A 20035-nucleotide genomic window follows, 5' to 3' on the forward strand; every position below is an offset into this window, starting at 1 on the left:
CTGCTTCCGGAGCGCCGACGGTCTCTTCCGGAGCGCCTGACGGCCCGTCCGGACGGCTGGGCGACGGTTTCGTCACGATTGCGGGGCGGGAGTCCCGGTGTGCACCGAGTGACGGTACTTTCTTGCCCTCTACGTGAGCCGGAGGTCGGATGGTGACCGTCGCAGAGTCCGTCGCATCCCCGTTCGGGCACGTGCGGCCCGTCCCCGGGTCCGCCGGGCGGCCCTTGCAGAGCACGACCCGCCACCTGAGCGCGGCCGTCTACCTGAACCGGGCCGTCTGCGCGGCGGTGATCGGCGAGTACCTGCACGACCAGCACCGGGCCGTCGCGCCGTCCTTCGGCTTCGACCTCGAACCGGTCATCCGGCACGCGCTGCGCGCCCGGCGGCTGCGGATCTTCCGCGACGTCGCGCTGCTCGCCGCCTGGACCGTTCTGTACGTCGTGCTGCCGGGCGTCGCCCTCGCCGCCGGTTGGTTCCTGATCCCGACCGCGATCGCCGCCCGCGTCCGGTGGCGGGAACTGGCCTGGCAGTGGCGGGTCGTGGTCGGCGCGGTCCTCGCGATCCCGCTCCTCTACCTGGTGGCCATCCTGTTCCTGTTCTCCGGCGGCGGCTCGGAGGAGGACGTCCCGGCGAGCGGAGGTCTCGAACGGCTCCGCGAGTCGATGCTGATCGAGCATCCGTGGGCGTCGCTGCTGCTCGCGGCGCTGCTGTTCCTCGTCATCTACTTCGGGCACCTCGCGCTGGTGTTCTGGACGCTGTCGCGCGAGCTCGGGCCCGGCGCGCAGGGCCCCGGTCCGGCGGTCCTCAGCGGACGCGTGAACGCCCTGCTGGAGCGGATCCGGGCCGCGCAGCTCGGCAACGTCACGCTCTACTCGGGCGACAACCCGTTCCTCGGCGCGGGCCCGATCCGCTCCGACCTGTCCCGCACCTGGTCGGTCGTCCTGGAGCTCGACCGGTCGGCCGGAGACCCGCTGACCGGGAAGCCGGGCGGCAACCCCCTGTCGATGGACGCGGTCGGGCGGCCCGACCCGATGACGATGCAGCGGCGCGTCCGGGAGAGCGTCCTGTCGATGCGCGACGAGTGGCCGCCCAGCCCGGACGGCGCCCCGATCGACCGCGGCACCTGGCTGCCGCCCAACGAGCGCGTCGCCGGGCTGAACACCGGCTGGCACGTCGTCGCCCCGGGCCTGTGCGAGCAGCGGCGGCGCCCGGTCGCGCCGGCCGACCCGCGCCCCTTCGACGGCCATCCGCTGATCGACGCCGCCGCGCGGCTGCCGTACTCGCTGGCCGGGGACGAGGCGGTGGACGCGCTCGTCCGGCACCCGCAGGGCGCGGTCCGCTGCTTTCAGCGGATCACCGTCGGCGCGCAGTCCCAGCCGGTGATGCGGCGTGACGGCAGCGCGCTCGCACCCGCCGAGGAACGCGACGCCGTCCTCACCACGTTCGTCCACCTCGCCGTCGAGGGGCGGATGCTGTACGGGCAGTTCGTCGCGGCCGTGCTGCCGCCCGTCCGGCCCGAGTTCCAGATCGTGGACCTACTGCCCGCGTGGAGCGCTCCGGTCATCCTCTGGCAGTCCGTCCGGGCCGGGTGGCGGGGCGCGGCCGAGGCCGTCCTGCTCCCGCTGCCGAGGACGGTCGGAGCGGTGTGGCGGCTCGCGAGCGGGGCGCTGACCGCCGCGGGCGGCGGTGACCCGGCGGCGCGGATCGCGCACGACTACGGGGCGCGGCTGAGCGTCCGCGAGCTGGTGGCCGACACCGGCATGCACGACTTCCTGCAGGTCGCGGACGTGGACAAGTACGCGAAGCTGATCGAGCGGCGGGTCAGCGAGGCGCTGCTCGACTACCTGTCGAACGAGTGCGGCGTGGACGTGACGGCCTACCGCCAGCAGGCCGGGGTCGTGCTCAACCAGGGCGTGATCATGACCGGCGGGCGGGTCAGCGGGCAGATCTCGGTCAGCGGACCCGGCTCGCGCGTCCGCCAGGCCCAGGGCGTCAACCCGTAAGGCGTCAACCTATGAGGAGGGAACGGGCCATGCGTGACAACCGCGGCGTGAACATCAGCGGGAACGCCCGGGTCTCCGGGCAGATCTCGACCGGCGACAACACCGTGCAGACGCAGGGCGGTCCGGCCGCCGGGCCGGACGACGCCACCACCGCCGCGCTCGACCGCGTCGAGGACCTGCTCGACGACCACGAGGCCGACCTCCCCGAGGCCGCCCGCGCCCGCCGCGACCTCGCCGACCTGCGCGAGGAGGCCGAGTCGGACGACCCGGACGAGGACCGCGTGTCCGGCGCGCTCGCCCGCCTGGCCCGCCGCGTCGGCGGCGTCGCGGCGCTCGCCGAAGCCGTCCACGCCTTGGCGGGACAGCTCGGCGCGGGCGGCTGAGACCGCGCGCCCCGGAACAGGGCAGGGCTAGCCCCGGAACAGGGCTAGATGCCGGCCTCGGTGCGGGGGGCGAGGTTCGCCTTGGTCGCGACCGGGTTCCAGTAGCCGATGAACTCGCGCTTGGCGTCGGTGGCCTGCTGGTTCACGTCGGCGACGTCCTCGTCGGACGGGCAGCCCGGCGACAGCGCGATGTACTTCTGGTTGGACGCCACGGACGCCTGCAACGCCCGGACCAGGGCGTCCTTGAGCTGCTGGCCGTTGTCGAGCGCGCTGACGTCCAGGCTCTGCGCGGTCGCGAGCTGCGTCTGCCGCTCGCCGCGGATCCGCTCCAGCCCGGAGGTCTCGCAGCCGCCGGTCAGGACGCTCTGGAGCTCGCCGCGCGTGGAGGACATGTCGTCCAGCAGCGCGTTCACCTTGCCCGCCTGCCCGGCCAGGTCGGCGCTCGGCGACGCCGACGACGGCTGGCCCGTGGGCGTGTCGGACGGCTGGTTCTGCGTCGTCGCCGACTGCGTCTGCTGCGGCGTCGTCGGGCTCTCGCCGCCCGCGCGGTTCGCCTTGCCGGACCCGCTCGGCCAGAACACGATGCCGAGCGCGACCGCGGCGAGGACGACCAGGCCGGTCGCGATCAGCAGGTACGGCGGGCGCTTCTTCTGCGGCGGAGGCGGGCTCCACACCTGCGGCTCGGCCGCCCACGGCTCCGGCGACAGCGTGATCGTGTGCTCGTCCGACCCTCCGGGCGGCGGCGCGGGCGGCGGCGGGACGGGCGGCAGCGCGGACCAGCCCCGCTGCTCGGCCCCGCCCCACGGCTCGGGCGGCGGGCCGTACGCCGCGCCGGGGTCGCCGGGCGGCGGGGTCCCCGGGTCGTACGCGGTCGGCGGGGACGAGTAGCCGGGATCGAGCTCGGTCGGCGTCGGCTGACCGGAATCCGGCAGGGGAGCCTGGCCGTGGTCGGCCGGATACGTCGGCTCGTGCCCGGCGGGCGCGCTCGGATACGGCGCGGGCGGGTGCTCCGCGGCGGAGCCGTAACCGGGGAAGGGCGACGCGGCGTCCGGCGCGGACGACCAAGGCGCAGCTTCCGGCGCGGCCTTCGACTCGGACGGCCAGGGCGCGGGATCCGGGGCGGACGGCCGGGACGCAGGTTCCGGCGCGGGCTTCGGTTCGGGCGGCCAGGGCGCAGGCTCCGGCGTGGACGGCCAGGGCGCGGCGTCCGACGCGGGCTTCGGTTCGGGCGGCCAAGGCGCGGCGTCCGGTGTGGACGGCCAGGGCGCGGGAGCGGGATTCGATTCGGATGGCCAGGGCGGCGACTGGGGCCAGCCGTCCTCGCGCGCCGCAGGCTCGTCACGCTGCGCCGAATCTTCACGCCCTGCCGGGTCCTGACGCTGGGCCGCGTCGTCGCGCCGTGCCGGGGCGTCGCGCGGTGCCGGGTCGTTGCGCGGTGCCGGGTCGTCGCGCGGTGCCGGGGCGTCGCCTCGTGTCTCGTCCTGAGGCTGGGACGGGTTCTCGCGCCGGGGCGCGTCATCGTGCCGCGCGGCGTCGTCGCGCTGGGTGGCGTCGTCGCCGGACGCGGGCGCGCCCGTGTTCAGGGGCGCGGCGCAACGCGTGCAGTAGGGCAGCGCCGGGGTGGTGTCGCTATCGCAGGCAGGGCACCGCATGAAAGCCCCTCACGGTCGGGGTCCGTCGCGAATAACCTACCGTGACGCGCCGCACATCGGGACGGTCCCGGTACGCCCCGCTACCCGCTTGTGACCAGGCCCACCAGCGCGTCCGCCACTGGCCGCGTCCTGATTCGGACCGGCTCGGACCCGCGAACCGGACGGGCCGCAGCGTCCCGTTACGGACGCCGCCGGATCACCTCCGGAACCGGACGGGCCGCAGCGTCCCGTTACGGACGCCGCCGGATCACCTCCGGAACCGGACGGGCCGCAGCGCCCGTAGGGGACGCCGACGGACCGCATCGCGGACCCGGACGGGCCGGAGCGTCCCGTATCGGACGCCGCCGGCCTCGCGCCGGTTCCGGGAGGGGCTCAGGAGATCAGACGCCGGTCCAGTGGCGCGCGGGCTGGCCGGTCTTGCGCGCGACCGGGTTCCAGAGGTCCACGAAGGACTTCTTGGAGGAGGTCGCGCGGCGCTCGGCGTCGGCGCGGCCGGGGGCGTGCGCGGCGTCCGGCTTCGGCTTGCCCTTGCAGCCCTTCTGCGACTGGGTCGCCCAGGTCAGCAGCGCCTGGTCGACGTCCAGGGACGCCTGGAGGGAGTCGCGCAGGGACGAGCGGAGCTTCTCGCCGTTCGCGAGCTTGTCCACCTTGAGGGCCGCGGTGCGCTTCAGCTGGTTCTGGCGGCGCTGCGCGACCAGCTTGAAGGAGTCGGTCGCGGCGCCGAGGTCCTCGCACTTGCGGGACTGCCCGAGGCCCTTCACCAGCGTCCGCTTGGTGTCGGCGCTGGCGTTCAGGATCGCGTTGAGCGCGCCGGCCTGCTCGCGGGCCGCGTCGTCCGCCGGGAGCTTGCTCTTCTGCGCGACCGGCGACTTGGACGAGTTCGGCGACGCGCCGCCCTTGCCGCCGGTCGGCCACATCACGACCGTGACGGCGACCGCGGCGGCGGCGACGAGCGCGCCGACGCCGATCAGCAGCGGCTTGCCCGGCTTCTTCTTCCGGGACCCGGACGGCGGCGCGCCCTGGAAGCCCTGCTGCCCGAACCCGCCCTGGTCGAATCCGCCCTGGTCGAATCCGCCCTGCTCGTAGCCCTGCTGGCCGAACCCGCCGCCCGGGCCGCCGAAGCCCGGGTCGTGACCGAAACCGGCGTCCTGCCCGAAGCCGGGCTGCTGACCGAAACCCTGCTGCTGGCCGAAACCGGGCTGCTGGCCGAAGTCCTGCTGCTGCCCGAAACCGCCGGGAGCGCTGGGCGACAGGCCGCCGCCGTCCAGCATCGTGGTCGGCTGCTCGCCGGCGCCGGGCTGGCCGAAACCGCCCGGCGGGGGCGGCGGCTGCTGGCCCCAGCCCTGGTCGGCGACGGTGTGCTGCGGCTGCCACTGCTGCGGTCCGGACTGCTCGGCCTGCTCGTCCGGACGGCGCGGCTTGGCGTACCAGGACTCCGGGACGATCGACTCGGCCGGGTTCTCGGCCGCGCCGTCCTGCCAGTTCTGCGCGGCGGCGGCCGCGGCGGGCGACGGCGCGATGATCGTCTTCATCTCGGCCGGGTGCGGGTCGGCAGGGGGCGCCTGCTGGTGCTCGCCGGACTCGGCCGGGTCGAACACCCACGCCGCGGTGGACTCGGGGTCGGCCGCGGCGGGCTCGGACGACGCCCACGCCGGAACCGGCGGCGGGGGCACGTCACCGCCGCCGCCCTCCCCGTTTCCGGACGGCCCGGAGAACCCGTTCGCAGCCGGCCCGGACGGCCCGGACGGCACAGAGAACCCGTTCGCGGACGGCCCGGACGCCGCGGACGCCGCGGTCGTCGGGGACGCCGCGGGCGGTGCGGACAGCGGCATGCCGTCCTGGCCGCCGAACCCGGGGCCGGGGACGACGACGGTCCGCTCGCCGAACGCCTCGCCTCCGCCGGGCCGCGCCGGGCCGTCCAGGGCGGTGGCCCCGCCGAGATCCCGCGCGGGCGCCGCAGCCGTCGGCGTTCCGCAGTTCGCGCACCTGTCGAGCGTCCCGGCCGTGGTGGACCCGCACGTCGGACACTGCATCGCTCAGACCTCGCTTGTCGCCGCTTCGCACGCCTCGCGGCCCACGCCCTCCACGGGGCGGACCTCCCCACTCCGGCCGCGGGGTTTCGACAAAAGGTACTGCGTACCGTCGGTCGCGTACGCGGTGACGGGAATCCGCGGGGCCTTCCGTTCGGCCGCCGTCGCAACGTCACCGGGGCTGGCACCGAATCACGACATGTCTCTCACGGTCAAGGTCGGCCCCGGAGGTTTACCGGGACCCCGTGTGATGCTCGTCGCATTCTCCCGTCCCGCCCGGCGCGTGATCGGACCCACGCCGAGTCCGGCCCCGCACCGACTACCCTCGGGAAGGTCGCTGAGGCGCCCCAGAGACACGCAAACAGAGAAGACGGAGTTCATGAGCGATCTTCCGCTGCGTTCGCAGCTGGCCGTCGCGCTCGGTCGTACGGCCGCGAAGATGTCCCGGATGGCGGGCAAGGGGGACGGGTCGGTGATCGGCGGCAAGGTCGGTCTCAAGCTCGACCCCGAGCTGCTCACCCGGCTGTCCCGGGACCGCAAGCTCGTCCTCGTCTCGGCCACCAACGGCAAGACGACGACGACCCGGCTGATCACCTCGGCGATGACGCCGCTGGGGGAGGTCGCCACCAACGCGTTCGGCGCGAACATGCCCACCGGGCACGTGTCCGCCCTCGCGTCCGCGCCGGACGCCAAGTACGGCGTGCTGGAGTGTGACGAGAAGTACGTCCCGGCCGTCCTGCGGGAGACCGGCGCGAACGTGGTCGCGCTGATGAACCTGTCCCGCGACCAGATGGACCGCGCCGCCGAGATCTGGCTGCTGGCGGGCAAGTGGCGCAAGGCCCTGGCCGACGCGCCGCAGGCCCACGTCGTGGCCAACTGCGACGACCCGCTGGTGACCTGGGGCGCGGCCACCGCCAAGTCGGTGACCTGGGTCGCGGCGGGCCAGCACTGGCGCGAGGACTCCTGGTGCTGCCCCGAGTGCGGCGGCCCGCTCGACCGGCAGGAGGGTGAGGAGAACTCCGACTGGGCCTGCCGCCAGTGCCACTTCCGCCGGCCGCGTCCGGACTGGGTGCTCCACAACGGCGCGGTCTACGACCCGCACGGCCGCGCGTTCCCGCTGGACGCCGTCCAGCTTCCGGGCCGCGCGAACCGGTCGAACGCGGCGGTCGCGCTCGCCGTCGTCGCGCAGTTCGGCGTCCCGCCGGAGCAGGCGCTGCCGCTGCTGGCGACGGTGAAGTCCGTCGCGGGCCGGTACACCACCGTCGAGGCGCAGGGCCGGACGCTGCGGCTGCTGCTCGCCAAGAATCCGGCGGGCTGGCTGGAGGCGTTCGACGTGCTGCGGCCCGCGCCGTCGCCGCTGATCCTGTCGATCAACGCGCAGGGCCCGGACGGCCGGGACACCTCCTGGCTGTGGGACGTGGACTTCCGGCTGCTGCGCGGCCGTCCGGTCTGGGTCACCGGCGAGCGCCGGATCGACCTGGCCGCCCGGCTGGAGGCCGCCGAGGTCGGGTTCACCGTCGTGGACGACGTGGAGCGGGCGATCGTCGCCGTCCAGCCGGGGCACCTCGACGTGATCGCCAACTACACCGCCTTCCAGAACATCCGAACGAGGTACGGCCGTGTCGTCTGACCGCTTGAAGATCGTCTGGATCTATCCGGACCTGCTGTCCACCTACGGCGACCAGGGCAACACGATCGTCCTGGAGCGGCGGGCCGCGCTGCGCGGCATCCCGACCGAGACCGTCCACCTGCGCTCGGACGAGCCCGTCCCCCCGGACGGCCACATCTACCTGCTCGGCGGCGGCGAGGACCGGCCTCAGATCCTCGCCGCGCAGCGGCTGCGCGGCGACGGCGGCCTGCACCGCGCGGTGGAGAACGGCGCGGTCGTGTTCGCGGTCTGCGCGGGCTTCCAGATCATCGGGCACGAGTTCGGCGGGGACGAGGGCCAGCCGCTGCCCGGCCTCGGCATCCTCGACATCCGCTCGTTCCGGGGCCAGCAGCGCGCGGTCGGCGAGGTCGTCTCGGACGTCGCGTCCGAGCTGCGCGTGCCGCGCGTCACCGGCTTCGAGAACCACCAGGGCGCGACCAGCATCGGCCCGAACGCCCGGCCGTTCGGCAAGGTCGTGTCCGGTATCGGCAACGGTGACGGGCAGGGCTTCGAGGGGGCCTACCAGGGCCGCGTCCTCGGCACCTACATGCACGGCCCGGCGCTCGTCCGCAACCCGGCGCTCGCCGACCTGCTGCTGCGCTGGGCCGTCGGCCAGGAACTCCAGCCCGTGGACGACTCCTGGGCGGGCCGTCTCCGCGAGGAGCGCCTCGGCGCCGTCCTGGGCGCCTCGGCCCAGTAGTCCCGGCGTTCCCCGGCCGTCCCCGCGTGCGTGCGGGGGCGGCCGGGCGCGTTTCCGGCCGGGCGCGTTCTGCGGCTGGTTGCGTTTGGGTCTGGTGGGGTTCACCGGGCGCTGCGACGCTGCGTCCATGATCTGCTGTGCGGTGAGCCGCCGGGACGTGCTGCGGCTGAGCGCGATCGCGGCCGGGTTCACGCTGGTCCCGGCGATCGAGACGGCGCCGGCGTCGGCGGCGTCCGCTGTCGCTCCGGTGAACCTGGAGCTGGTCACGCTGACCGAGACCGGGGCCGTCCTGACCTGGTACACGGGCGTTCCCGGGACGGACGACGGCCTCGGCCGGATGAAGCCCGCCGCCGCCGACGCCGAAGTCCGCTACGGGACGCATCCGGCGCGGCTGAACCGGGTCGCGCACGGGCCGTCCGGGACGCCGTACCACTACGTCGAGTTGCAGGGCCTCGAACCGGGCCGCACCTATTACTACAAGGCCATGTCACGCGGACGTCCCGCGTCCGAAACGCCGCTCAACGGCGGACACGCCGCCGGGACGCCGCTTCGCGAAGGGCACGCCGCAGGGACGCCGCGCGGTGACGGGATCTTCGCCTTCACGACGCCGCAGCCGCCGCCCGGACGCTTCCTGTTCGCCGTCGCGCTCTGCAACGACCTGCACCTCGGCGAGACCGTCGCGGGCCTCGTCGGCGGCCTGCCGTGGATCAAGGGCGTCGAGCAGGTCCCCGGCCACCCGCCGTATCCCGAGATCATGGCGACCGCCCTCGTGGACGACGCGAAGGCGCGCGGCGCGACGCACCTGCTCGCCGCGGGCGACGTCAGCGCCGAGGCCGCCCCCGGCGACCTCGCGCGCGCCAAGGCCCTGCTCGACCGATTCGGGGATTACGGCTCCGGCTACCTCGTCACGCGGGGCAACCACGACCGCGCGCACGACGGGCACCCGTCCTGCACGCCCGGCCGCTGGCAGGGGGACGACTGCTTCGGCGACGCGTTCTTCCGGGGCCGTCCGACGTACTTCACGCACGACCTGAACGGCCTGCGGATCATCGGCCTCGACACCTACGACAAACCCGGCAACGGAGGCGACTCGGGCGGGCTGGGCCGCGAGCAGATGGCCTGGTTCCAGGACGAGCTGAAACGCGATCCGGACCGTCCGACGCTGGTCTTCGGCCACCACCCGCTCTTCACCGAGAACGACCCGCTCGCCGTCACCGGGACACACTCCCTGGACGCGGGCCAGTCCCTCCAGATCCTGGCCGCCTACGCCCGGACGCCGGGCGTCCTCCTCCACCACGCCGGACACACCCACCGGAACCGGCGCTCGGTGTTCCCGCTCGCGCCCCGGGTCGTCCAGCAGGAGGTCGCGGCCGTGAAGGAGTACCCGGGCGGGTTCACGCTCCTGCGCGTCCACTCCGGCGGCTACGCGCTCAACTTCTACAAGACCCGCGCGCCGCTGGCCCGCGAATGGAGCGAACGCAGCCGGCAGGAGCTGTCCGGCGCCTGGCCCCGGCTCTCCTTCGGCGACCGCGTCACCGACCGCAACAGCCTCGTCGGCCGGGACCTCTCCGGCCTGCACGCCTGACCCCCGGCGCCTCGGCAGGTCAGTAGACGAGGGCTTGGACGCCCTCGGCGGAGATCTCCTCGACGAAGGTCGGCGCGCCCGCGATGCGGATGCCGGGGATCACGTCGTCCGGGCCGATGCCGCGGCGTCCGGCGCACTGCGTGCACAGCGTCACCCGGCCCGCCGCCAGGACGACCTGGAGCAGCTCGTCCAGCGGGGTCGCGAGCGGCAGCTCCAGCTCCGCGGCCCGGCCGGGCAGCGCGTACCAGGCGGACTCGCCGGTCAGCCAGAGCGACACCTCCAGCCCGCTCGCGACGGCCGCCGCCGCGACCGTGAACGCCTGGTTCACCCGCTCCGGGCCGTCCGCGCCCGCCGTAGCCTTGATCACCAAAGAACGCGCCATACCGCGCACTGTAGCCCCCAACCCCACCTTTCCCACGGCCCTGCCTGCCCCGTCCCCGCGCGTGCCGCTGTCGCGGGGTGGTGGTGCCGCGTGGTGCGGTCGATGCGTGGGGGCGCGGGGTTAGGGTGGTTCGGCATGGGTGGACTGGTGAACGCGGGCGTGCTGGTCCTGGCCTGCGCCGGGACGGTGATCGTCGCGACCCTGCTGGTCGTCCGGTTGTTCCGGCTCCGCTGATCCGCGCCGGGCCCGGACGCCGCGAGCCGCGCGTCCGGCGGCTTCCGACCGATAACCTGCGGGGCATGGAGCCTGAGCTGCACGACGACCTCAAACCGCTGGAATTCCTCCTGGGCACCTGGAAGGGCGCCGGGGTCGGCGACTACCCGACGATCGAGGCGTTCAACTTCGGCCAGGAGATCACGTTCGGCCACAACGGCAAGCCGTTCCTGATCTACTCCAGCCGGAGCTGGCTGATCGAGCCGGACGGCACGGTCGGGCGTCCGCTGGCGACCGAGACCGGCTACTGGCGCCCGCAGCCGGGCAACCGCGTCGAGGTGACGCTCGCGCACCCGACCGGCATCGTCGAGATCTACCTGGGCAGCATCGCCTTCCACCAGGTGGAGATGGTCACCGACGTGATCGCCCGCACCGACACCGCCAAGGAGGTCAAGGCGGGCAAGCGGCTGTACGGGCTCATGCCGGAGAAGAACGGCGCGCGCGACCTCGGCTGGGTCTACGAGATGGCCGCGATGGGGCAGCCCCTCCAGGCGCACCTGTCCGCGCAGCTCAAGAAGGCCGACTGACCGGTCTCCGCGCGGACGGTGGAAGCGGCCGGGGCATCGGAGGAGTCTGGGATGGCCGAAGCGGCCGGCCGGACGAGGCGTCGGAAGCGGCCGAAGCGGCCGAAGCGGCCGGGCCGGACGGGCGTCGGAAGCGGCCGGGGCGGCCGGGGAATGAAACGACCCCCGGACCTTTCCCGCCGGGATGGCGGGACGACGTACAGGACTGGTACGTCGGTCCGGGGGCCGGGTAACTGCCTGGTATTCGCCGGTCACCGTCCGATGACCGGCAGCCGCCGTACGAGACGGCGACGCCGCGGCAGGACGGCGACTAGCGGACAGCCACCTCGCGAGTCCTAGAATCAACCATTTTCTTGGACCACCTCCTTTCGCGCGTGCCGCCAAGTTATGCGACGGTCCGGCCAGGGGGCAAACCCTTTTTTCGGACGGGTTTCCTGCGGCAGGTCAGGGCGCCGGGGACATAGGATGCGGGCATGGCCGACACGTGGCAGGAGGAGCTGCGGGCGAAGGGCTACCGGGTCACGCCGCAGCGGCAGCTCGTGCTGGAGGCCGTCACCAAGCTGGAGCACGGCACCCCCGAGGAGATCTGCACCGAGGTCCAGCGCACCGCGCGCGGCGTCAACATCTCCACCGTCTACCGGACGCTGGAGCTGCTGGAGGAGCTGGGCCTGGTCAAGCACGCCCACCTCGGGCACGGCCCGCCGAACTACCATCTCGCGGCGGAGGCCGAGCACATCCACCTCGTCTGCCGCGACTGCGGCCGGGTGAACGACATCCCGCTGGACGCCGCCGCCGGACTCGCCGCCGGGCTCGACCGCGACTACGGCTTCGAGACCGACGTCCAGCACCTCACCGTCTACGGGCGCTGCAAGGAGTGCCGCGCCGGTTGACCCACGCGGCTCCGTCCCATGGACGGCGCTGTGCTTTTGCCGCCCCGACGCCCCACCATCGCCCGCGCCCCGTCCCATGGACGAGCCCTGCGATCCTGCCGCCTGGGCCGCTCCACCATCGCCCGTGGCTCCGTCCCATGGGCGGGCCCTGCGGCCCTGGTCGCCCGGACGCTCCACCGTCACGCGTGGCTCCGCCCCGTGGGCTGGCCCTGCGGCCCTGTCGCCCGGACGCTCCACCGTCACGCGTGGCTCCGCCCCGTGGGCTGGCCCTGCGGCCCTGTCGCCCGGGCGTTCCACCGTCACGCGCGCCGTCCTATGGGCGGGCCGTCAGGACGGGCGGCGGGGCGAATACTCTGGGCGGCATGGAGAGCCCGCTGCTGAAGCTGCACGGGGCCGTCGCCGCCGACGCGCCCGACCAGGAGATCGCCGCGCACTACGGGGACCCGGTCCGCGAACAACGGCTGCTCGAAGCGGGCAAGGCGTTCGTCGACCGGAGCGACCGCGGCGTCCTGCGGGTCTCCGGGCCGGACCGGCTGTCCTGGCTGCACAGCCTGCTCAGCCAGCACCTGGAGGCGCTGGAGCCGGGCGTCGCGACGCAGGCGCTGCTGCTGACGGTCAACGGCCACATCGAGCACCACCTGCACCTGGTGGACGACGGCGAGACCGCGTGGATCCACGTCGAGCCCGGCACCGCGCCCGCGCTCGCCGACTTCCTCGACCGCATGCGGTTCTTCCTGCGCGTCGAGGTCGAGGACGTGTCCGACCGGTACGCCGTGATCACCGGCCCGCCCGGCGACGGCGTGTCCTTCCCGGACGTCGCGGGCCTGACCACCCGGATCGTCCCGCGGTCCGAGCTGGGCGAAGGCGACCTGCCCCCGGCGGGCCTCTGGGCCTACGAGGCGCTGCGGATCGCCGCGCACGTCGCCCGCTTCAACCTCGACACCGACCACCGGACGATCCCGCACGAGATCGGTGTGATCGGGACGGCCGTCCACCTCAACAAGGGCTGCTACCGGGGCCAGGAGACGGTCGCGCGGGTCGAGAACCTCGGCCGTCCGCCGCGCCGCCTGGTCTTCCTGCATCTGGACGGCAGCGTCGACCGCCTCCCCGCGCACGGCGACCCGGTGGAGATCCCCGGTGGCCGCCAGGTCGGCTTCGTCGGCTCCGCGGCGCGGCACCACGAGCTCGGCCCGATCGCGCTCGCCCTCGTGAAGCGCAACACGCCCGTCGACGCCGAGCTCGTCGCGGGCGGGGTCGCGGCGTCCCAGGAGGTCGTCGTCCCGCCGGACACCGGCGCGAACGCCAAGATCGAGCTGCGCCGCACCGCCGCCGACCGGTAGTGGCGGACGACCCGAAACGCGCGTAGAACGCGGGCCGCAGGGGCAGAATCGTCCTCACGGGAGCGGTGGCCGTCGAAGGGACCACCGCCACCCCGAGGAGGTGGTTCCGCCCCGTGCCCGCAGATCCGGGAAACGAGCAGCGCCCGCGCCGTCCCCCCGAAGACGGCGACACCTGGGTGGCCGGCTCCCTCCCCGACCCCTCCTCCCCACCCGACGAGCCCACCCCACCCCCCGCGAACGCCGTCCCTCCACGCAACGAGCCCGACCCACGAGGCGAGGCCGTTCCTGCGTGGGGAGATGCCGCCGCTCCGCGGGGCGGGGCCGCGCTTCCGCGGGGGGAGGCTGGTCCTCGGCCGGGGGAGGCCGGCCGTGCGCGTGGGGGCAGCGGTTTTCCGCGTGGGGGTGCTGCTTTTTCGCCGGACGCGGGTGGGGCTGCGCGGGCTGGCGGGGCGGCGGGGCAGGCCGGGACGGCTGGACGGGGCGCGCGGCGGCGGCCTCGGCGGGAGCCGCACGCTGTTTGGTGGGCGGGGTTCGCTTTGTGGGCTGCGGCGTCCTGGCTGGCGGGCTCTTGGCGGCTCGCGCTGCTCGGGCTGGCCGCGTGGTGCCTGTACGAGTTCCTGCTGATCCCGACCGTGTGCCGGGTGATGACCGAGAAGGGTTATCCGTGCCGCGAACCGGTCCGGGGCAGGCCGTTCGCCTGCACTCCGGATCACCAGGCCTACAAGAACGAGGGGATCATGCGGCTGCTCGGCGTCCGCCGCCGGGCACGGCCGAACGGCCCGTCCAACGGTCGGCCGGACGGACGCCAGGCGGGGGTGCCGGCGCGGGACGGGCGGGTGCTCGTGCACTCGTCCGCCGTCCGGTCGCGGCTCGCGCAGGCGGACCAGGCGTGCCTGATCCTCGCGGGCACCGGCACGGTCGTCGCCATCGCCGGAATGATCTACGGGTTCGGCGCCTGACCCCGGCGGCTCAGTAGTCGAGGATCACCGTGATGGGGCCGTCGTTGACGAGCTCCACCTGCATGTCGGCGCCGAAGACGCCGGTCTCGACCTTCGCGCCGAGGGCGCGGAGCTCGGTGACGACGGCGTCCACCAGGGGTTCGGCGACCGGGCCGGGCGCGGCGGCCGTCCAGGTCGGACGGCGGCCCTTGCGGGCGTCGCCGTAGAGGGTGAACTGGCTCACGACGAGCAGCGGGGCGCCGAGGTCGGAGCAGGACTTCTCGTCCGCCAGGATCCGCAGGCCCCACAGCTTGGCGGCGAGCTTCGCGGCCTTCTCCGGCGTGTCGTCGTGGGTGACGCCGACCAGGACCATCAGGCCCGGTCCGTCGATCGCCCCGACGACGCGTCCCCCGACGGTCACGCTCGCCCTGCTCACCCTCTGGACTACCGCACGCATGACACGCCATTCTGCCTGCATGGGAGCAATGACGCTCATCACGGTGGCCCCGACCGGGGCGGAGTCGGCGAAGGCCGACGTCCCGGCCCTTCCCGTCACCCTGGACGAGCTGGTACAGACGGCCAAGGAATGCGAGGCGGCCGGCGCCGCCGTCATCCACGTGCACATCCGCGACGACGACGCGCGGCCGACGCTGGACCTCGCGCGGCTGCGCGACACGGTCCAGGCGCTGCGGGAGGGCACGGGGTTGATCGTCCAGCTTTCGACCGGCGGCGCGGTGACCGACCCGTACGAGCACCGGCTGCGCGTCCTGGACGCCGAACCGGACGGCTGCTCGCTGACCTGCGGGACCGTCAACTTCGGCGACGACGTGTTCATGAACCCCTGGCCGTTCATGGCCGAGCTCTACCAGCGCACGCAGGCGCAGGGGGTCGTCCCCGAGTTCGAGCTGTTCGACCTCGGCCACATCGCGGCGCTGCACCGGCTGCTGGACAAGTACGGCCCGCCGTTCGGCGGCCACGTCCACTGCGACCTGGTCATGGGCGTTCCGGGCGGGATGCCCGGTGACGCGCGCACGCTGGTCGCCGCCGTCGAGGCGCTGCCGGACGGCGCGTCCTGGTCAGCGACCGGCGTGGGGCGGACGTCCGTCCCGGTGATGTTCGCGGCCCTGTCGGCGGGCGGCCATCTGCGCGTCGGTATGGAGGACACCCTCACCTTCGCCAAGGGGCAGCCCGTGACGTCGAACGCGCAGCTCGTGGAGCGCGCCGCCGAGCTGGCCCGGCACGCCCAGCGTCCGCCGATGCCGCCCGCCGAGGCGCGCGCGTTCCTCGGCGTCCGCTGACCCGAAACCCTGTCGCGGCGCCGAAACCGCGCCGCCGCCTCGTCGTCGCCCCGAAGCCCCGTCGCCGCGCCGCAGTCCCGTCACCGTCCCGCAGCCTCGTCGCCGCCCCGTCGTCGCGCCGCAGCCCTGTCGTCGCGCCCGCAGCCCGCGGTCAGGGGCTGCGGGGCGTTCCCGCTGGGACCGACCGCGCTGCCGGGTGCCCGCGTTCGGCGTGGTGGGACGGGTCGGGTATGAGTGGGAGAGGACGTGTCTGAGTTTGTGGGGGTTGGTGTGACGATGGTGTCCACGCCTGTTCTGGTCGAGGTGGAGCGCTCCGGCTTCGTGGAGTCGCGCCACCGCGGCAGCGCGGTGGGGTTGGCGACCGACGGGACCACGGTGGTGCACGCGGGCTTCCCGGCGGAGCCGATCTTCCCGCGGTCGGCGAACAAGCCGATGCAGGCGGTCGCGATGGTGCGCTCGGGGCTCGACCTGGAGGGCGAGCTGCTGGCGATCGCGGCGGGCAGCCACTCCGGCGAGGACTTCCACGTGGAGGGCGCGGAGCGCATCCTCGCAGCGGCCGGGCTGACCGCCGAGGCGCTCCGCTGCCCGGAGCAGTGGCCGCTGGACCAGGAGGTCGCGCTGGACGTGGCGCGCCGCGGCGACGGCAGGTCCCGGCTGCGGATGAACTGCTCCGGCAAGCACGCCGCGATGCTCGCGACCTGCGTCGCCGCGGGCTGGTCCACCGAGGACTACCTCGACCCGTCGCATCCGCTCCAGGTGGCCTCGCGCGAGGCGGTCGAGGACCTCGCGGGGGAGAAGGTCGCCGCCGTCGGCGTGGACGGCTGCGGCGCGCCGCTGTTCGGGCTGTCCGCGACGGGCGTCGCGCGGGCGTTCCGGGCGCTGGTCCTCGCGGCGCCGGGCACGCCGGAGCGCAAGGTCGCCGACGCCATGCGGGCCTACCCCGCCTGGACGTCCGGCACCCGGCGCGAGGAGCGCCGGCTGATGGAGGCCGTGCCGGGCCTGCTGGTCAAGTGCGGTGCGGAGGGCGTGGACGCCTTCGCGTTCGCGGACGGCCGCGCCGGCGTCATCAAGATCGACGACGGCTCCATGCGGGCCCGCACCCCGGTCACCGTGGCGCTGCTGCGCGCGCTGGGCGTGGAGCCCGCCGACCCGGCGGTGCTCGACGAGCTGGCGACCGTCCCGCTCTACGGCGGCGAGGCCGTCGTCGGCGAGATCCGAGCCGTCCCGAACCTCTTCTAACCCCCACCCGAAGCAAGCCCCCCGCGGCCCGCACTCCCGCGCGGTACGCACTCCCGCGCGGTACGCGCTCCTGCGCGGCGTGCATTCCCGCGCGGCGTGCATTCCCGCGCGGCGTGCATTCCCGCGCGGCGTGCATTCCCGCGCGGCGTGCATTCCCGCGCGGCGTGCATTCCCGCGCGGCGTGCATTCCCGCGCGGCGTGCACTCTCGCGCGGGGCGCACTCTCGCGCGGGGCGCACTCCCGCGCGGGGCGCGCTCCCGCGCGGGGTGGAAGGGGGCCCGCGCGGGGGCTTGCCGAGGGACACGGGCGGGAGCGCGGGGTTGGATCGTTCCAAGTACGCGCCTCCCGCCGGGGGACGGGGTCAGTCGAGGATGCGGGCGCGGCCGGCGCCCAGGCCGGGGACGATCTCGGTGACCGCGATCGCGATCACGAGCGTCACCGGGACCGTCCAGCCGGACGTCGCGTCGTGCAGCGCGCCGATCAGCAGCGGGCCGAGCGCGGAGATCACGTAGCCGACGCCCTGCACCATGCCGGACAGCTGGGCGGCGGTCGCCGCGTCCGGGGCGCGCAGCCCGATCATCGACAGCGCGAGCGCGAAGGACGCGCCCTGGCCGAGGCCGAGGATCACGACGAACACCCACATCCCGCCGAGCGGGGCCCAGGCGAGCCCGGCGAACCCGGCCGCCGTCAGCACGCCCACCAGGACCGCGATGGGCCGCTGGTCGCGCAGCCGCGCGGTGAGCAGCGGCAGGCACATGTTCCCGACGATCTGGATCAGGCTGGACGCGGCGGTCACGAACCCCGCGCTGCTCTCCGACAGCCCGCGGTCGGCGAGCAGCGTCGGCAGCCAGGCGAACAGCACGTACGCCAGCGACGACTGGAGCCCGAAGAACAGCGTGATCTGCCACGCCAGCGGAGATCGCCAGACTTTCCGGGCCACGTCGCGGTGCGAGGCGGCCTGCGGGACGGGCCCGGCGGCGGCAGCCGCGGCAGCCGCGCGGCGGACGCGCAGAAGGCGCGGCAGCCAGACCATCGCGGCCAGCGCCGACGGGACGACCAGCAGCGACAGCGGCGCCCGCCAGCTCCCGCCGGTCGCGTGCTGGAGCGGCACCGAGAGCCCGGAGCCGAGCGCCGCGCCGCCGCTCAGCGCGACCGTGTAGAGCGCGGTGACGGCCGTGATCGAGCGCGGATGGTCCCGCTTGATGATGCCGGGGACGGCGATGTTGCCGATGCTGATCGCCATCCCCGCGACCAGCGAGCCCGCGAAAAGCGCCGCCGTGACCGGGATCATCCGCAGCCCGATCGCCGCGGTCAGCGCGACCATCGCGACGACCATCAAGGCTTCCGGACGCAGCGGACGGCGCAGGAACGCCGCCAGCAGCCCGTAGGAGCCGAGGAACATCAGCGGCAGCGTCGTCAGCGCGCCCGCCGCCGTCCCGGACAGGTGCAGGTCGTCGCGGATCTCGCCGACCAGCGGCCCGACGGCGGTCAGCGCGGGCCGCAGGTTGATCGCCACCAGGACGATCAGCACCAGCCCGCCGACGGCCCCGGCCGTCCACCGCGGCCTCGCCTCCCCGGTCACGCGAGCGCCTGCCACGTCACCCGACGCGTTGCCCGCCATGTCGCCCGGCGCAGCGCTTGCGGCGTCGCCCGGCGCAGCGCTTGCCGCGTCGCCCGGCATAGCGCCCGGCGCGGCGTCCGACGCAGCGTCTGAGACAGCGCCCGGCGCAGCGTCTGAGACAGCGCCCGACGCAGCGTCTGAGACAGCGCCCGGCGCGGCGTCCGGGACGGCGCCCGGCGCGTTGCTCGGGACGGGTGGCCGGGCCGGTATGCCGGGCTTGGCGGGCGGTGGGGCTTCGGAGTCTTCGCGTAGGGTCACCGGGGGGCCTCCTCGGCGGAGTCGGGGCCGACCAGCGAGTCCAGGACGGCCAGGGTGGGCTCGATGATCGCCCGGGCGGCGCGCTCGGCGGCCTCGGGATCGCGGGCGGCGACGGCCGCGAGGACGGCGCCGTGCGCCTCCTGCGTGGCCTCGGGGACGGCGCAGTCGGCGCGCAGCGCGGCCATGGCCTCGCCGAGCCGTCCGTCGAAGTAGCGGTACGCCTCGACCAGCAGCGGGTTCTTCCCGGCCTCGACGACGCCGAGGTGGAAGCGCGCGTCGGCCTCGCCGAACTCGCGGTCGTCCGCGGCGGCGCCGCGCGCGGCCAGCAGCCCTTCCAGCCGGGCGAGGTCGGCGTCCGTGCGGCGGCGCGCGGCGAGGCGCGCGGCCTGGACGTCGTAGGCGAGCTGCACCTCGAACACGTCGATCAGCGTCGAGCGCGCCACGCCGTTGAGCATCGGCCGGGGATCGACGCGGCTGCGCACGTACGTCCCGTCGCCGCGGCGGACTTCGAGGACGCCGATGTGGGTCAGCGCGCGGATCGCCTCCCGGACGGCCGGACGGCTCACGCCCAGCTCGCCCGCGAGGTGCAGCTCGCCGGGGAGCCGCTCGCCGACCTTCCAGCCGCCGCCGGTGATCTCCGACTGGAGCTGGTCCAGCACGGCGTCCACGGTGGAGCCGGTGGGGACGGGGTTGAGGGCCATGCCACCTCCACAGGTCAGATGTCAGACATCTTACCTGGAGAGGGAGCCGGCCTCTCGACCGTGGTCCCCCTACGTCCGTGTCAGTGCTGGCTGCGGTTCTCGTAGTCCTCGGGGACGGCGGCGTCCCGGCGGGTGCGCTGCGAGGGGCTGCCCTCGATGATCCCGCCCTTCACCGGTCCGCGGTCGGAGCTTCCGCCCTGGAAGCGGCGGTCCTCCGGGTGGACGCGCTTGCGCGAGGCCCGCCGGGTCAGCAGGACCCAGACCAAAAGTGCCAGCCCGATGAGGATCGGGGCCAGCACGAGCCAGTAGTTGTTCCCGACGTGATGGCCGCCAGTGGCGGCGAGGGTTGTTGCGAGCACCGGTGACACCTCCTCGCCGTCGCCCCTACCCGACGGACGGGCTTCAACCCTCGCGCCCCGCGTGGCCGCCACCACAGGTCAACGCGCTCGCACGCCCCGCCACCGGGGCTCGCACGCCCCGCCACCGGCGCTCGCACCGTCCGCCATCGACGCTCACATGGTGCGCCACCGGCGCTCCCGCGGTGCGCTACCGGCGCTCGTCACCCGCCCA

At 74.5% G+C, this 20035-nt stretch carries 18 protein-coding genes; 11 read left to right on the forward strand and 7 right to left on the reverse strand.

Annotated elements, in window-relative coordinates; translation table 11 throughout:
• Nucleotides 1-149: 149 nt before the first annotated feature.
• Nucleotides 150-2003, forward strand: a complete 1854-nt coding sequence (locus tag ACFPCY_RS38645; protein ID WP_378264031.1) for a hypothetical protein — start codon at nucleotides 150-152, stop codon at nucleotides 2001-2003.
• A gap of 29 nt (nucleotides 2004-2032) precedes the next feature.
• A complete protein-coding gene (locus ACFPCY_RS38650; protein ID WP_378264033.1) occupies nucleotides 2033-2386 on the forward strand; it encodes a DUF5955 family protein in 354 nt (117 codons plus the stop codon).
• A gap of 44 nt (nucleotides 2387-2430) precedes the next feature.
• Here the strand turns inward: ACFPCY_RS38650 and ACFPCY_RS38655 are convergent, their stop codons facing one another.
• Entirely contained in the window at nucleotides 2431-4038 is a 1608-nt protein-coding gene (locus ACFPCY_RS38655; protein ID WP_378264035.1) for a hypothetical protein, read from the reverse strand.
• 380 nt (nucleotides 4039-4418) lie between these two features.
• Complete coding sequence (locus ACFPCY_RS38660; protein WP_378264037.1) at nucleotides 4419-6071, reverse strand: hypothetical protein; 1653 nt, start codon at nucleotides 6069-6071, stop codon at nucleotides 4419-4421.
• A 376-nt stretch (nucleotides 6072-6447) separates the two neighbouring features.
• Here ACFPCY_RS38660 and ACFPCY_RS38665 point away from each other — a divergent pair, with 376 nt between their 5' ends.
• The 3 genes from ACFPCY_RS38665 to ACFPCY_RS38675 all read left to right on the forward strand — a co-directional run bounded on the left by ACFPCY_RS38665 (nucleotide 6448) and on the right by ACFPCY_RS38675 (nucleotide 10001).
• On the forward strand, nucleotides 6448-7698 hold the full coding sequence (locus ACFPCY_RS38665; protein WP_378264039.1) for a MurT ligase domain-containing protein: 1251 nt from the start codon (nucleotides 6448-6450) through the stop codon (nucleotides 7696-7698).
• On the forward strand, nucleotides 7688-8416 hold the full coding sequence (locus ACFPCY_RS38670) for a type 1 glutamine amidotransferase (protein WP_378264041.1): 729 nt from the start codon (nucleotides 7688-7690) through the stop codon (nucleotides 8414-8416). The genes ACFPCY_RS38665 and ACFPCY_RS38670 overlap by 11 nt, the downstream gene beginning before the upstream one ends.
• 127 nt (nucleotides 8417-8543) lie before the next feature.
• Nucleotides 8544-10001 (forward strand): purple acid phosphatase family protein, encoded by a 1458-nt coding sequence (locus ACFPCY_RS38675; RefSeq protein WP_378264043.1) that lies wholly within the window; start codon nucleotides 8544-8546, stop codon nucleotides 9999-10001.
• Between the two features lie 19 nt (nucleotides 10002-10020).
• Here ACFPCY_RS38675 and ACFPCY_RS38680 read toward each other — a convergent pair whose 3' ends face one another.
• On the reverse strand, nucleotides 10021-10383 hold the full coding sequence (locus ACFPCY_RS38680; RefSeq protein ID WP_378264045.1) for a DsrE family protein: 363 nt from the start codon (nucleotides 10381-10383) through the stop codon (nucleotides 10021-10023).
• Nucleotides 10384-10682: 299 nt separating this feature from the next.
• Here ACFPCY_RS38680 and ACFPCY_RS38685 point away from each other — a divergent pair, with 299 nt between their 5' ends.
• The 4 genes from ACFPCY_RS38685 (at nucleotide 10683) to ACFPCY_RS38700 (ending at nucleotide 14369) form a co-directional block, all read left to right on the forward strand.
• Nucleotides 10683-11183, forward strand: a complete 501-nt coding sequence (locus ACFPCY_RS38685; RefSeq protein ID WP_378264047.1) for a heme-binding beta-barrel domain-containing protein — start codon at nucleotides 10683-10685, stop codon at nucleotides 11181-11183.
• A 470-nt stretch (nucleotides 11184-11653) separates the two neighbouring features.
• A complete protein-coding gene (locus tag ACFPCY_RS38690; RefSeq protein ID WP_378264049.1) occupies nucleotides 11654-12070 on the forward strand; it encodes a Fur family transcriptional regulator in 417 nt (138 codons plus the stop codon).
• A gap of 362 nt (nucleotides 12071-12432) precedes the next feature.
• Nucleotides 12433-13410: a CAF17-like 4Fe-4S cluster assembly/insertion protein YgfZ gene (ygfZ, locus tag ACFPCY_RS38695; protein WP_378264051.1), complete on the forward strand. Its 978-nt coding sequence runs from the start codon at nucleotides 12433-12435 to the stop codon at nucleotides 13408-13410.
• Between the two features lie 536 nt (nucleotides 13411-13946).
• The gene (locus ACFPCY_RS38700) at nucleotides 13947-14369 is read left to right on the forward strand and encodes a hypothetical protein (RefSeq protein WP_378264053.1); all 423 of its coding nucleotides are present in this window, start codon (nucleotides 13947-13949) and stop codon (nucleotides 14367-14369) included.
• 10 nt (nucleotides 14370-14379) lie between these two features.
• On the opposite strand, the gene dtd is transcribed toward ACFPCY_RS38700, so the two are convergent.
• The gene (gene dtd / locus ACFPCY_RS38705) at nucleotides 14380-14805 is read right to left on the reverse strand and encodes a D-aminoacyl-tRNA deacylase (protein WP_378264055.1); all 426 of its coding nucleotides are present in this window, start codon (nucleotides 14803-14805) and stop codon (nucleotides 14380-14382) included.
• A 19-nt stretch (nucleotides 14806-14824) separates the two neighbouring features.
• Between dtd and ACFPCY_RS38710 the strand changes: the two genes are divergently transcribed.
• Together ACFPCY_RS38710 and ACFPCY_RS38715 are read left to right on the forward strand one after the other, a co-directional pair.
• The gene (locus ACFPCY_RS38710; protein WP_378264057.1) at nucleotides 14825-15646 is read left to right on the forward strand and encodes a beta-keto acid cleavage family enzyme; all 822 of its coding nucleotides are present in this window, start codon (nucleotides 14825-14827) and stop codon (nucleotides 15644-15646) included.
• 276 nt (nucleotides 15647-15922) lie between these two features.
• Entirely contained in the window at nucleotides 15923-16885 is a 963-nt protein-coding gene (locus tag ACFPCY_RS38715; protein ID WP_378264248.1) for an asparaginase, read from the forward strand.
• A 361-nt stretch (nucleotides 16886-17246) separates the two neighbouring features.
• Here the strand turns inward: ACFPCY_RS38715 and ACFPCY_RS38720 are convergent, their stop codons facing one another.
• The 3 genes from ACFPCY_RS38720 to ACFPCY_RS38730 form a co-directional block, all read right to left on the reverse strand.
• On the reverse strand, nucleotides 17247-18467 hold the full coding sequence (locus ACFPCY_RS38720) for a CynX/NimT family MFS transporter (protein ID WP_378264059.1): 1221 nt from the start codon (nucleotides 18465-18467) through the stop codon (nucleotides 17247-17249).
• Nucleotides 18468-18760: 293 nt separating this feature from the next.
• On the reverse strand, nucleotides 18761-19465 hold the full coding sequence (locus tag ACFPCY_RS38725; RefSeq protein ID WP_378264061.1) for a FadR/GntR family transcriptional regulator: 705 nt from the start codon (nucleotides 19463-19465) through the stop codon (nucleotides 18761-18763).
• 80 nt (nucleotides 19466-19545) lie between these two features.
• On the reverse strand, nucleotides 19546-19824 hold the full coding sequence (locus ACFPCY_RS38730; RefSeq protein ID WP_378264063.1) for a hypothetical protein: 279 nt from the start codon (nucleotides 19822-19824) through the stop codon (nucleotides 19546-19548).
• Between the last annotated feature and the right edge of the window lie 211 nt (nucleotides 19825-20035).

It is taken from the genome of Actinomadura gamaensis, from assembly GCF_042652125.1.
In the GTDB taxonomy this organism is placed as follows: Bacteria; Actinomycetota; Actinomycetes; order Streptosporangiales; family Streptosporangiaceae; genus Spirillospora; species Spirillospora gamaensis.

Excerpts from the sequence above, each read along its gene's own strand:
- ACFPCY_RS38645 (WP_378264031.1), top strand. The coding sequence starts at position 150 with ATGGTGACCGTCGCAGAGTCCGTCGCATCCCCGTTCGGGCACGTGCGG.
- ACFPCY_RS38650 (WP_378264033.1), top strand. The coding sequence starts at position 2,033 with ATGCGTGACAACCGCGGCGTGAACATCAGCGGGAACGCCCGGGTCTCC.
- ACFPCY_RS38655 (WP_378264035.1), bottom strand. The coding sequence starts at position 4,038 with ATGCGGTGCCCTGCCTGCGATAGCGACACCACCCCGGCGCTGCCCTAC.
- ACFPCY_RS38660 (WP_378264037.1), bottom strand. The coding sequence starts at position 6,071 with ATGCAGTGTCCGACGTGCGGGTCCACCACGGCCGGGACGCTCGACAGG.
- ACFPCY_RS38665 (WP_378264039.1), top strand. The coding sequence starts at position 6,448 with ATGAGCGATCTTCCGCTGCGTTCGCAGCTGGCCGTCGCGCTCGGTCGT.
- ACFPCY_RS38675 (WP_378264043.1), top strand. The coding sequence starts at position 8,544 with ATGATCTGCTGTGCGGTGAGCCGCCGGGACGTGCTGCGGCTGAGCGCG.
- ACFPCY_RS38680 (WP_378264045.1), bottom strand. The coding sequence starts at position 10,383 with ATGGCGCGTTCTTTGGTGATCAAGGCTACGGCGGGCGCGGACGGCCCG.
- ACFPCY_RS38685 (WP_378264047.1), top strand. The coding sequence starts at position 10,683 with ATGGAGCCTGAGCTGCACGACGACCTCAAACCGCTGGAATTCCTCCTG.
- ACFPCY_RS38690 (WP_378264049.1), top strand. The coding sequence starts at position 11,654 with ATGGCCGACACGTGGCAGGAGGAGCTGCGGGCGAAGGGCTACCGGGTC.
- ygfZ (WP_378264051.1), top strand. The coding sequence starts at position 12,433 with ATGGAGAGCCCGCTGCTGAAGCTGCACGGGGCCGTCGCCGCCGACGCG.
- dtd (WP_378264055.1), bottom strand. The coding sequence starts at position 14,805 with ATGCGTGCGGTAGTCCAGAGGGTGAGCAGGGCGAGCGTGACCGTCGGG.
- ACFPCY_RS38710 (WP_378264057.1), top strand. The coding sequence starts at position 14,825 with ATGGGAGCAATGACGCTCATCACGGTGGCCCCGACCGGGGCGGAGTCG.
- ACFPCY_RS38715 (WP_378264248.1), top strand. The coding sequence starts at position 15,923 with ATGGTGTCCACGCCTGTTCTGGTCGAGGTGGAGCGCTCCGGCTTCGTG.
- ACFPCY_RS38725 (WP_378264061.1), bottom strand. The coding sequence starts at position 19,465 with ATGGCCCTCAACCCCGTCCCCACCGGCTCCACCGTGGACGCCGTGCTG.